The organism is Intestinibacter sp. (genome assembly GCF_051866655.1).
GTDB lineage: Bacteria > Bacillota > Clostridia > Peptostreptococcales > Peptostreptococcaceae > Intestinibacter.
Genome location: NZ_JBJDXL010000428.1, coordinates 1 through 12866, shown reverse-complemented (window position 1 = coordinate 12866; position 12866 = coordinate 1). Strand labels below are relative to the sequence as shown.

Sequence of the window (12866 nt, the reverse complement as noted above, 5' to 3'; positions counted from 1 at the left end):
AAATAAATTAAATAATATATCTCATAATCAAAATTTAAGCGACACTATAAGTAAATTAAATAATATAAATTCAAAAATAGAAACCTCACTTGCTTATTTAAGTAAAATAAAAGGCCAAGTTGAGTCAAATGAACAACCTTCTTTAGATAACTTAAATAATCTGCTTACAGTTGCAAATGATATTAATATGGTCACAGCAGGAATATTAAACAACTATGATTCATCTATTAAAAACCCTATAAATAATATTTTTTCTCAAGGTATAACTGTTTCTGAGGATGTCGGTAAGCTATTACAAAATGCTAAAAACGAAATCCCTAAGGTAAAAAGCTTATTATCTAGTCTTTCAGGATTTTCAGAAAATGCTCAAGAAACGATTGACCTTGCTAATGAAAAAATCCCTAAAGCTAAAACTATCCTAAATGACTTTATAGATGCTTTAGATAAAATAAACAATGGTGAAGATACAAAAAAACTTATCGATTTCTTAAAAAACGATGTTATAACTAATGCCAGCTTCTTAGAATCACCTGTAGATATAGTTGAACATACGCTATACCCTATGACTAATTATGGTGCTTCTATGACACCTTTTTATACTACTCTTTCTCTGTGGGTTGGTATATTGCTATTAACATCACTTTTAACTACTGAGGTTCATGTTTGCCATAATAATAAGGACGATAATGACAACCTTACTGATACCTATAGACCTTATCAAGTTTATCTTGGTAGAGGACTTACATTTTTATCATTAGCTCTTATTCAGGCACTTATAGTAAGTGTAGGTGATATTTTTATACTTAAAGTAAAAATGGCTAATCCATTCTTATTTGTGCTTATATGTTTATTTGTAAGTATAGTATTTAATTTTATAGTATATTCTCTAGTATCTTTATTTGGAAATATAGGAAAAGCTATAGGTGTAATTTTGTTAGTTCTTCAAGTTGCTGGATCTGGTGGTACATTCCCTATTCAGGTAACACCTAAATTTTTCCAAATGATGTATCCTTTCTTACCATTTACTTATGGTATTTCAGCTATGAGAGAGGCTATAGGTGGTATATATTTTCCTAACTTAAGAATAGATTTCTGTGTATTATTTGTATTTCTTATAACTGCGATACTTATAAATATATTCCTTAAAGCTCCAATCAATAGATTACTTCACAAATTTGTATCTAAATTAGAGGATAGTCATTTAGTAGAATAAACATACTCTATACAATTAATCTAAAAAATGCAAAGTCTAGAATTATATTTTCTTTGACTTTGCATTTTTTAGAATAGTATTTCAGTTAAAATACTAAGATTCTTCTATTCTAAGCATTCTATATCCAACACCTACATGTGTTTGTATATATTTAGGTTTTGATGTATCTATCTCAATTTTCTTTCTAAGGGTTGCCATAAAAACTCTAAGTGAAGTTACATCACTACCTAATGTATTTCCCCAAACCTCTTTGATTAAAAATGTATGAGTCAATACTTTTCCGACATTTTTTGCAAGAACACATAATAATTTATATTCTATAGGTGTTAAATGTAATTCTTCGTCATTCATATATGCACAGCCTTGAACATAATTAATTTTCAAATCTCCATTTATAAATATCGAATTAGATTCTATATTGCTATTTACATAGTTTAATCTTCTAAATATAACTCTTACTCTAGCTAACAACTCCTCTACAGAAAATGGTTTAGTCAAGTAATCATCTGCACCTGCATCTAATGCTTCAATTTTATCTTTGTCTTCCGTTCTGGCACTAATTACTATTATAGGTTTGTTAGACCATGTACGCATTTTTTTTATTATATCTATGCCATCTATATCTGGCAACCCTAAATCTAATAGAACTATATCTGGGTTTCCAGATAAAATCTCCATTAAACCTTGATTTCCTGTTTCAGCTGTATGAAATTTATAATTTTGCATTTCTAAAGCAGTGGTGATAAGATTTTTTACTGCCAAATCATCTTCTATAACTAATATACTATGTTTATTCATATAAATTGACCTCCTGTGCTTTTAAAGTAAAATAAAATACACTTCCTTTTCCATCTTTTTCATTGTCACAAACACCGATTTCTCCTCCATGAGCATTTATAATAGATTTACATAGAGCAAGTCCAAGACCTAACCCTCTTCTACTATCTGCTATATTACTGTCTTTGTTATGTATACTATAGAACATATCAAATATTTTTTCTTTGCTCTCATTTGGTATACCATTTCCATCATCTGAAATTTTTACTATAACATAATCTTTATCTTTCTTTTCAACTGAAACAACTATCTTTGATCCAGCTGGAGTATACTTAATAGCATTGTCAACTATATTTACTATAACTTGTATAATCAATCTAGAATCCATCTTAGCTAAAATCACGTCTTCAATTGGTTTTTTGATAATTTCATGCTCCTTACTCTTTCTACTTAAATGTCTCAACGATTCATCTATTACCTCTTCTACTACCTCGGGAACTAGATTTATATTCATAGAATTATCTTCAATCTTTGTTACAGCTAATATATTTTCTACTATTTCTAAAAGCCATATAGAATCATCATAAATGTCGCTGTATAAATTTTTCTTTTTACCTTCACTTAAAACTATATTGCCATCTATCAAAACACCTGCATTTCCCATTATTGATGTAAGTGGTGTTCTTAGATCGTGTGATATTGATCTCAATAAATTAGCTCTTAGTTCTTCTTTTTCTGCCTTCATAGTTTCTTCTTCTTTTTTTCTACTGAATAAATCTTTTTCTAAGGCTAAACCACACTCCCCAATTATAGATAGTACTAAATCATTTTCAGAAGCTTCTATTTCACTATCCTTTAGTGATATCCCTATTACACCATATACTTGCTCTCTACTTCTAACTGCCAAATAAATACAATTTGAACCTTGTAGAGTACTAGTCGATTTCCCTGCACGTTTATTATTTTTGAAAACCCATTGTGCAACCTCTCTCTCTTTGTGGTTATCGTAATTTTCTTGCTTATCTCCATCTACTAAAGAATATATATTTAGCTCTAGATTCTTTTGTTCATCGGGACTATAATATATAATACTTTTATTTAGTAATTTTCTAAGCTGTTTTACAGTAAATTTTATTATATCATCGCTATTTTTAGCCTGTTGAATTATTTGGTTTGTTTCAAGCAATACATTTGTTCTATATGCTGATTGCACAGCAACTTGAGCTTGTTTTTTTATCTTTGACGCCAAGCTTCCTGTAAGTAAAGCTGCTATAAACATCGTCAAAAATGTAATTGGATAATCTGAGTCATATGCATTAAATGTATATAATGGCTCTGTAAACAAGAAATTAAAAATTAATACACTAAGTAATGATGATATCACACAACAAAGAACACTATTTGTAACAATAGATGTAAATAATACCCCTAAAATATATACTGTTATTATATTTGCATCTCTTATTCCAAATGAATAAAAACCGAAGCCAATTACTGTCGCAATAAGTAAAATTAATAAAGTCTTTAAAACGTCCTTTACAGATATAATTTCAAAATCCTCATTCTTATTTTTTTCTTTTTCATCTTTAATTTTTTTCTTATATTCTGATTTTCTATCTGGAATTATATATATATCTATATTAGGAGCGTATGCTATAAGCTTGTCTGCAAAAGAAGCCTTAGAAAAGGCTCCCTTTCTTTTAGTACTACTTCTTCCCATAACAATTTTAGATATGTGCATTAATTTTGCAAATTCTGCTATTTGAAATGCAATATCTTCTCCAAAAACTATTTCAATTTTAGCACCAAGCTGTTCTGCTAATTTCATATTGCTTTTTAATCTCAATCTATCTTCTGTATCTAAATTCTCATTTTGCTCTGTTTCAACATATATAGCGGTAAATTTTCCATTAAATGCAGTCGCCATTCGAGCTCCTGTTCTTATAATTTTAGCATTTGATGGAGATGAAGAAAGACATACTAAAACATGTTCCTCTGTAAAATAATAGCCTTCACCTACACCAAATTTTTCAGAAATTTTATTTATTCTATCAGCCGTTCTTCTAAGTGCTATTGCTCTTAAAGCTCTTAAATTTTCTAATGTAAATAAATTGTTCAATATTATTTCTGCTGATTCTTTTTTATATATTTTCCCCTGATTTAATCTTTCGACTAATTCCTCAGGTTCTATATCCACAAGTTCGACTTGATTTGCATTGTCAAATACCCTATCTGGTATTCTCTCATTTACAGATATCCCTGTAATAGAATTTACTATATCGTTTAAACTCTCGATATGTTGAACATTTACTGTAGAATATACATCAATACCCTCATTTAGTAATTCCTCTATATCTTGATATCTCTTTATATGTCTACATCCATCTGCGTTTGTATGCGCCAATTCATCGACTAATACAACCTCTGGATGTCTTTTTATAGTTTCATCTAAATTAAATTCCTTTAATGTAATTCCTTTATATTTTATTTCTAAATTTTCTATTTGTTCTAATCCATCTAAAAGCGCTGTTGTCTCTAATCTCATATGTGGTTCTACATATCCTACAACAACATCTACACCTTGATTTTTCAAATCATGTGCGGCATTAAGCATAGCATATGTCTTACCGACTCCTGCTGCATATCCGAAAAAAATTTTTAATTTACCAGTTTTTTTAGTATCTTCTTCATATTTTATTTTCTTCGATATGTCTTCTGGATTTGACCTCATTTTAATTCCTCCCAAAATATTCTTTTTAAAAATATATTCATTATATATTATAACTCTAAATTTTTAGTTCCAAAAATCATTTTATTTCATAAATATATAACATAAAATTAAAAAAGTATTTATAAAAAAGACTCAATACAAATTTTGTTTTGCATTAAGCCTCTTTTACTAATAAAATTTATTTTGTTAACTGCTTTATATCACTATGTCTTCCCATAACCATCAAGCTCTCATCATTTGAAAATACATGATTTGGGTCGATCATTGGATGTAGCTTTCCATTTTTTTTCGTAGCCAAAATACTTATATTGTATTTATTTCTTATCGATTTTTCTATTATACTTTTTCCCCTCCACGAGTTAGGGACAGCAATTTCATATATACCGTATTCCTCATTAAGCTCTATGTAATCAAATATATTCTTCGCTCCAAATTTTACAGCTAGCTTTTCTGCTATATCTCTTTCAGCATAAACAACATAATCAGCACCATTTCTGAGCAAAAGCTTTTTATGAACATCTCGACTAGCTCTTGCTATTATAAAATTTGCACCTAAGTCCTTTAATAGCACTGTAATTTCTAGAGTGGTTTGGAAATTATCTCCTATGGCTATTACACATATATCAAAATTTCTTACACCTATAGATTTTATAAACATTTCATTTCTAGCATCTCCTATTTGGATATTGCTAACTATATCTATAGAAGAATCTGCTATTTCTTCATCTCTCTCTATAGCAAATACTTCATTACCCTCTTCTATTAATTTTTGTGACATATGTCTTCCAAATCTACCTAATCCTATTACTAAAACAGATTTCATAAAAATACCTTCTTTCTATAATTAAAACATTATTTAATACTGAATATTTTTTAACCGATTTTTATCTTTTCATGTGGCAACTTTGAAACTTTTATTCTTTTATTTGATGAAAATGCTAATAATATAGTAATAGAACCAACTCTACCAAATAACATCAACATAGACAATATAAACTCAGATAATGCACACAAATTAGAAGTTATACCTATAGTCAAACCAACTGTAGCAATAGCCGATACACACTCAAATAAGGAAGTTAGCATAGATATATTTTCAATGCTTGAAATTATTAAAGATGAAACAACACAAAGTATTATGTACATCATAAATACACACGAAGCATCCTGCAAAGAACTTTCCTCTAATCTTCTACCAAAGCACTCTACTTCTTTTTTTCTTCTAAATGTGGATAATATACTTAATGTTAACACTGCAAAAGTAGTCGTTTTTATACCCCCAGCTGTAGAACCAGTTGAGCCTCCAATTAACATAAGACATATCATTAAAAATAAGCTAGATTCCTTCATAGCTGCTAAATCCATCGTATTAAACCCTGCTGTTCTAGTAGTTACTGATTGAAACACAGACATTAAAATCTTTTCAGGCAAGCTTTTTCCTTCAAAAACTACATTATTATTTTCAATAATAAATATAAGTAACGCACCAGATAAAATTAAGAAGACGGTTACACTAACAACTATCTTTGTATGCAATTTATATTTTTTAAATTTTAGTTTTTTATCCACTAAATCCTTCCATACAAAAAAACCTAACCCACCTATTACTATAAGTGCCATAATTATAATATTAAAATACCAATTGTCATAGACACTAGTTAAAGATGAAAACTTTGTATAATTTCCCATAAGATCAAATCCGGCATTACAAAATGCAGATATTGAATGAAAGACAGAAAAATATAATCCCTTTAAAGGTCCTAATCTAGGACAAAAATAAAAGCTTAAAAGCAAGGCACCACCTAATTCCAATATAAAGCTTCCGCGAATTATAAATTTGGTCATTCTAATAATACCACCCATTTGCGGTGCTGCAATTGATTCCTGCATAGCATATCTAGAATTCATACCTATTTTTGCACCTGTAATAGAAATTATACTTATAGCAAATGTTACAAATCCAATACCTCCAATTTGTATTAATAATAAAATTACAATTTGTCCAAATAAAGACCAGTATGTATATGTATCAAATCTTATAAGTCCTGTAACACAAGTAGCTGATGTAGCTGTAAAAAAGCAATCTAAAAACGATGTTCTTTGACCTGCTCTAGTAGCAATAGGCAACATTAGCAATAGAGCTCCTATTAATATAATTAAACAATATCCAGCTAAAATTTTCTTCATTGGTGAAATTTCACTCATTTTCTTAGTAAAAAAATCCATATTATTCCTCCCAATAATCTCGCTTGTAAATTATAAATTAAGCTTCTAATTTTTAATTATTTAACCAGATTATAATCATTACATAAAATTCCAATCATAACTATTATATGAAATTCTAAATTAAGAAAATATAAATAAAATCTTCTTTGTATAAAGATTGTATAAAGATTATATATACACTTTTATATCTTTATGCAATCTTTATATCTATATTTTTTTGTTAATACAAATTTAATATTATTTTTGTTAGAATTATCACAAATAATATTATTAATTTAAATCTTCAAGATTTTAGCTACTTACTTTTAAATTAATAAAGCATTTTTTCTGTGTTAGGGGGCATTAATATGACTGAAATATTGCTTATAATTGTATTAATATTGACTTTTATATTATTTTATTTCATTGTCAAATTTTTCGATGATTCCATGTCTAATATGAAATCTAATACAAGAAAAAATTAATATATAACGCAAAAATTAAGCGAGGGTCTTAACAGAACTCTCGCTTAATTCGTTATTAATCTACTTTTTCACACCAAGAATAATTTACATAATACTGACCATCTACTAAACCACTATTTTCATTTACAACCTTGACTCTCTTTCCATCGTATTTAGCCCCAAAGCTCTTCTCAACAGATGTAATTTTACCTTGGCTTTTTTTAACTGCTTCAAAATATTTATCCTTTACAAAAATATACTTTCCATCCTTATCAAAACCTAAACTCATAAAATCACCTCTAAAATATAATTAGTATTTTCATATACTAAAAAAGCATTGTCAGATTATATAATTAACTTTGACAATGCTTTTAAATGCTTTAGTTAAACTATAAAGTTTTAATTAAATATAGCTTAATCAATTAACAATTTTGATTCATTTGATGAACTTTATCGAATTCATCTTGAATTTCTTTTGAAGGTTCTTTGTCTAATTTACTTACTATATAAATTACTATTGCTGATAATATAAATCCAGGAACTATTTCATATAGACCGAATATTCCACCATAGATAGTGCCTAAATTTCTCCATATTATAGAAGTTACACCACCTGTTACTAAACCAGCAATTGCACCTTTTTTAGTAGTTCTCTTCCAGAATAAAGAGAATATCATTATTGGTCCGAATGTAGCCCCAAATCCTGCCCAAGCATTTTCAACAAGACCTAAAACTGTATTATTTGGATTTAAAGCTATAATTACAGCTATTATAGATACCACGACAACTGTCAAACGACTGACTGCCATTAATTCTCTATCACTAGCATTTTTTCTAAATTTAGCTTTGTAGAAATCTTCAGTTATTGCTGAAGCTGTAACTAAAAGTTGAGAATCCGCTGTACTCATTACAGCTGCAAGTATAGCTGCTAGGAATAATGCTGCTATAATAATTGGGAATATTTTCATAACCATTAATATATAAACTGTTTCTCCAGATGTACTGCTTAAATCTTCAGTTAAGAATACTCTACCTAACATACCAACTAAAGTCGCTGCAGCAAGAGAGAATACTACCCAAACCATAGCTATTCTTCTTGATTTTTTAACACTTTTAGCATCTTTTATGCCCATGAATCTAACTAATATATGAGGTTGTCCAAAATATCCAAGCCCCCAAGCAAGTGATGATACTACACTTATAAGTGCTATAGATGATCCATCAAGTGTTATAAACGGATTTAGCATATTTACATTTACTGCTTCTATTCTAGCTAATGTAGCATCTATTCCTCCCATGTTAATTACTGCAGCACAAGGAACTATTACTATAGCTATAAACATAAGTATACCTTGAACTAAATCTGTCCAACATACAGCGAAAAATCCACCTGCAAAAGTATAAGATACAACAACTAATGCACATATAAATAAAGCCACTGTATAGTCAATACCAAATACTGTTGAGAATAATTTTCCTCCTGAAACAAATGCAGATGCTGTATACACTAAGAAGAATATTAATATAAATAATGAACTTACAACTCTAATGATATTTTGATCATCTCTGTATCTTTTTCCTAAAAATTGTGGTATTGTTATTGAATCACATACCTCAGTATAATTTCTAAGTCTTTTAGCAACTAACTTCCAGTTAAAATAAGTCCCTATTGTTAATCCTACTGCAATCCATCCTGCTTCTAAACCTGCAAGATATGCAGCTCCTGGTAGACCCATTAGCATCCATCCACTCATGTCTGACGCTTGTGCACTAAGTGATACTACCCAACTTCCTAATTTTCTTCCACCTAAAAAGTAATCTTCTGTATTACTAGTTTTCTTATATGCCATAAGACCAATTAATAGCATCATAACTAGATATAAAACGAAAATCACAATTATAGTAAGATTGTTTTGTATCAAATTAATTCCCTCCTAATCCTATAATTATCTAAGTTATTTTCCATATTATTATATTTTTAGACAATTATTCCATTATATTTACATATTTATACTATAATATTATTATTTACTATAGTCAATAATATTATTTTTTTTTATATAAAAATTCTTTATTGTTTATAAAATTAAGCTATATATTTCAAATACTTTGTATAATAAATACGCTATATTTCTCTAAAAAACAATAAATTACAATAAAATATTTATACTTTACAAAAAATAGAGATGATATAAATCATCTCCAATTTTTTATTTCTTTCATTATTTTTGCGTATCTCTATTTATTGAATAATCCCTTTATCCATCCAAAGAAGCCTTGTTTTTCTTCTGTATTGTCTTTATTTTGAGCATCTGTTTTATCAGTATTTTGTTCTTGAGCACTATCTTCTGATTCTTGAACCTTAAATACAAATCTGACTTTACCATTCATATTATCGTCAATTCCTGAGAAGTTGTTGTATTCTTCTGCTGCATTTACTAATTCGTCCTTTACATCCATTACGTTATCTATTTCTGTTATCAATTCATCGCCTTGGTCTTTTAATTCATCTAAGCCATCTTCCTTTAACTGAACAGCTCCATCATATAATTTATCAGTACCATCTGCTAATGTAGATATACCGTCTTTTATTTTTGTAGAATTTGTACTTAATTGTGATGAACCATTTTTAAGCTCAGCCACACCATTTGTTAGGCTACTTGCTCCTGACACTAATTTGCCTGTTCCTTCTGACAATTGTTTACTTCCTGCATACGCACTATTTGTAGCTGATGATAATGTAGCACTTCCTGATTTTAAATCTCCTCCTGCTTTTGCAAATTGACTTAAATTTGTTCCAAATGTTTGTGAGCCACTTGCTAATTGTGATGAACCATTTTTAAGCTCAGCCACGCCATTTGTTAGAGCACTTGCTCCTGATACTAATTTTCCTGTTCCTTCTGATAATTGTTTACTTCCTGCATATGCGCTGTCTGTAGCAGCTGCTAATTTGCTTGAAGAATCGTTAAGTGTAGTTCCAGCTCCTGCAAATTCACCTAATTTAGAGCTAAATTGTGATGAACCATCTTTAAGCTGTGATAATCCTGATTTTAAGCTGGATGCACCGTCAGAAGCAGAATTTATACCGCCTTTAACTGATTTTAATCCTTCTTCTTGTTTAGATGCTACAGTTTTAAGTCCAGCACTTATTTGATCTAAGCTAGATGCTGCTTTATCTAAATCTTTAGATTGTTCTTGTAAACTTTGACCTAAACTAACTATTTGACTTGCAAGCTCACTGTCTCCATCTGCTGCTGCTTTTTGAGCTAAAGCTTCTATTTGCGCTTTTAGCTCGCTGTTATCTGATGATGATAATTTTGAAGATACTTGAGATACTGAATCAGCTAATGAGTCCACCTTATCTGTAGAGCTTATTAAGCTATCTACTCCATCTCCCAATTGATTTAAACCGCTATTTAAGCTCTTCGCCCCACTATATGCAGAAGCTATACCGTTATCTATACTATTATATGATTCATCTAATTTATTTGCGTTACTTACATAGCTTTGTACACCACTTGCAAATTTTGTTTGTGATGAGCTCAATTCTTTAAGTCCACTATTTAAAGAGTTTGCACCATTATCCAATGTTGGTAAGCTATCTGTAAGTGTTTTTGCTCCACTGCTCAATGAACTTATTCCATTATCTAATGAACTTATTCCTGAATTTATTTGTGAATAAGCTGCATCTAATTTATCGGCACTACTTGTATATTCAAATATTCCTGAGTTTAGAGTTTGTTGACCATCGTTTATTTGTTTTAATCCACTTGTCAAGCTTAATGCTCCATCATTCAACGTTGGCAAGCTATTTGCTAAAGTATCTGCTCCACTTTTTAATGTTCCTATACCACTATCTAGTGTTTTTAATCCATTATCAAATTTACTGTAATTTGAATTTAGAGTTTCAGTTCCATCTGCAACTTGCTTTGCTCCGTCTACTAAGTCTGCTCCACCTTGTTGCAATTTATCTAAAGAATCCTTTAATTCACCAAAATCCATATCTTCATCTATGTCTTCCAATGTTCCTGTTATATCGCTAGTAACTGCAAACATTATTGTAGGAATTTGAAAATCAGTTGTATTACCTGTTATAACTATTTCATCCTTCAAATTTAGATAATCGTTCATATCTTTACTTAAATCTAGTGATTCACTAAGTCCTGGCAATGATACAAATGTTATAGATGCATTGTTACCTTCATCTAACATTATACCAGCACTAGTTTCTATATCTTTAAAATTGTCTCTATTTAAGGCAATTTCTCCAGCTGCTAAAAACGGAGTATATATTACTCTTTTTTCTCCATCTATTGTAGCAGTCTTCTTTATGTTGTTTTTTAATTTTATAGTTATTTTAAAGCTACCACTTTGACCTTTTATTTCTTTAGGATTTACTTCTTTACCGTTCAATTCATATTTTATATTTACATCTATTGGCAATTTTTCATTTGTTTCACCTTGATAGTATAGATCATCTCCACTTACGTTCCATCTAACATCATTTCCGCTTATTGTCGGTTGTTCATCGCCTTTTATATTTTTTATATTTGTTAGTTTACTTACATCCTTTATACTTCCTAATGATGTATCGCTTTTTATCCAATCAGAGACAATATTTTTAATTACATCTCCATTTTCATCTAATATCGAATATACTGTTTCATCTTTAGTTACTTTATTATCACTTTGTGCAAATACGCATACACTATTTGCTGCAACTAAAGCCGCTGTTGCCATAGCTATTGATTTCTTTTTCATGATTAATCTCCCTCCATTATTTAATGTCCTCTTTACGATTTTATATAAACTTATCTTTAATATCTAATTAACTGCTTCTATTTTATTTTCAAAATTTTTACTAGTTTTTCTTATAATAGGTTCAAATACAAGTAATAATGCTGGCAATATGAATATAATCATAAGCATACTTATTATTGCACCTCTAGACATCAAGCTACATAGAGAACCTATAAGCTCTAGTTGTGATATAACACCTACACCTATAGTAGCTGAGAAGAATGATAACGCACTTGTCATTATTGAACCAGCACAGTGTTGTATTGCTGACTTCATAGCTTCAAACTTATCATCTGTATAAGCTAGCTCTTCTCTAAATCTAGAAGTCATAAGTATCGCATAATCGACTGTTGCTCCTAATTGAATAGTTCCTAAAACTATAGATGCTATAAATGGTTCTACCTTTCCTGTATAGTAAGGTATTCCTAAGTTTGCAAATATAGCACATTCAATCGCTGCTACTAATACCACCGGTAGAGATATTGATTTAAATACTATAGCTATTATTACAAATATAGCTACTATTGAAACTGCACTTACTTTCTTGAAGTCTGAATCTGCAATTCTTATCAAGTCTTTTGTAAGAGGAGCTTCTCCACTTATAAGACCATTTTTATCGTATTTATGAACTATATTTTCGATTTCTGTCAATTGAGCATTACACTCATCTGATGCT

General features: G+C 29.5%; 9 protein-coding genes. 1 reads left to right on the top strand and 8 read right to left on the bottom strand.

Annotation, left to right across the window (positions count from 1 at the left end; genetic code table 11):
• On the top strand, positions 1 to 1213 hold a 1213-nt coding region (locus tag ACI3VO_RS12885), incomplete at its 5' end, for a YhgE/Pip family protein (protein ID WP_439758304.1).
• A gap of 93 nt (positions 1214 to 1306) precedes the next feature.
• Here ACI3VO_RS12885 and ACI3VO_RS12880 read toward each other — a convergent pair.
• The 8 genes from ACI3VO_RS12880 to ACI3VO_RS12845 all read right to left on the bottom strand — a co-directional run.
• Positions 1307 to 2011, bottom strand: a complete 705-nt coding sequence (locus ACI3VO_RS12880) for a response regulator (RefSeq protein WP_439758303.1) — start codon at positions 2009 to 2011, stop codon at positions 1307 to 1309.
• Positions 2004 to 4721, bottom strand: a complete 2718-nt coding sequence (locus tag ACI3VO_RS12875; RefSeq protein WP_439758302.1) for a DUF4118 domain-containing protein — start codon at positions 4719 to 4721, stop codon at positions 2004 to 2006. Before ACI3VO_RS12875 ends, ACI3VO_RS12880 begins: the two co-directional genes overlap by 8 nt.
• A 178-nt stretch (positions 4722 to 4899) precedes the next feature.
• Complete coding sequence (locus ACI3VO_RS12870) at positions 4900 to 5544, bottom strand: potassium channel family protein (RefSeq protein ID WP_439758301.1); 645 nt, start codon at positions 5542 to 5544, stop codon at positions 4900 to 4902.
• Between the two features lie 50 nt (positions 5545 to 5594).
• Complete coding sequence (locus tag ACI3VO_RS12865) at positions 5595 to 6947, bottom strand: TrkH family potassium uptake protein (RefSeq protein WP_439758300.1); 1353 nt, start codon at positions 6945 to 6947, stop codon at positions 5595 to 5597.
• A gap of 519 nt (positions 6948 to 7466) precedes the next feature.
• On the bottom strand, positions 7467 to 7679 hold the full coding sequence (locus ACI3VO_RS12860; RefSeq protein WP_439758299.1) for a hypothetical protein: 213 nt from the start codon (positions 7677 to 7679) through the stop codon (positions 7467 to 7469).
• A 133-nt stretch (positions 7680 to 7812) separates the two neighbouring features.
• Positions 7813 to 9312, bottom strand: a complete 1500-nt coding sequence (putP, locus tag ACI3VO_RS12855; protein ID WP_439758298.1) for a sodium/proline symporter PutP — start codon at positions 9310 to 9312, stop codon at positions 7813 to 7815.
• A gap of 316 nt (positions 9313 to 9628) precedes the next feature.
• Complete coding sequence (locus ACI3VO_RS12850) at positions 9629 to 12151, bottom strand: hypothetical protein (RefSeq protein ID WP_439758297.1); 2523 nt, start codon at positions 12149 to 12151, stop codon at positions 9629 to 9631.
• 63 nt (positions 12152 to 12214) lie between these two features.
• A partial coding sequence (locus tag ACI3VO_RS12845) for an MMPL family transporter (RefSeq protein WP_439758296.1) occupies positions 12215 to 12866 on the bottom strand: 652 nt, incomplete at its 5' end.

What these genes read in the sequence shown, in the direction of transcription:
- ACI3VO_RS12850 (WP_439758297.1), bottom strand. Translation starts at nt 12,151, where the DNA reads ATGAAAAAGAAATCAATAGCTATGGCAACAGCGGCTTTAGTTGCAGCA.
- ACI3VO_RS12880 (WP_439758303.1), bottom strand. Translation starts at nt 2,011, where the DNA reads ATGAATAAACATAGTATATTAGTTATAGAAGATGATTTGGCAGTAAAA.
- ACI3VO_RS12875 (WP_439758302.1), bottom strand. Translation starts at nt 4,721, where the DNA reads ATGAGGTCAAATCCAGAAGACATATCGAAGAAAATAAAATATGAAGAA.
- ACI3VO_RS12865 (WP_439758300.1), bottom strand. Translation starts at nt 6,947, where the DNA reads ATGGATTTTTTTACTAAGAAAATGAGTGAAATTTCACCAATGAAGAAA.
- ACI3VO_RS12860 (WP_439758299.1), bottom strand. Translation starts at nt 7,679, where the DNA reads ATGAGTTTAGGTTTTGATAAGGATGGAAAGTATATTTTTGTAAAGGAT.
- ACI3VO_RS12870 (WP_439758301.1), bottom strand. Translation starts at nt 5,544, where the DNA reads ATGAAATCTGTTTTAGTAATAGGATTAGGTAGATTTGGAAGACATATG.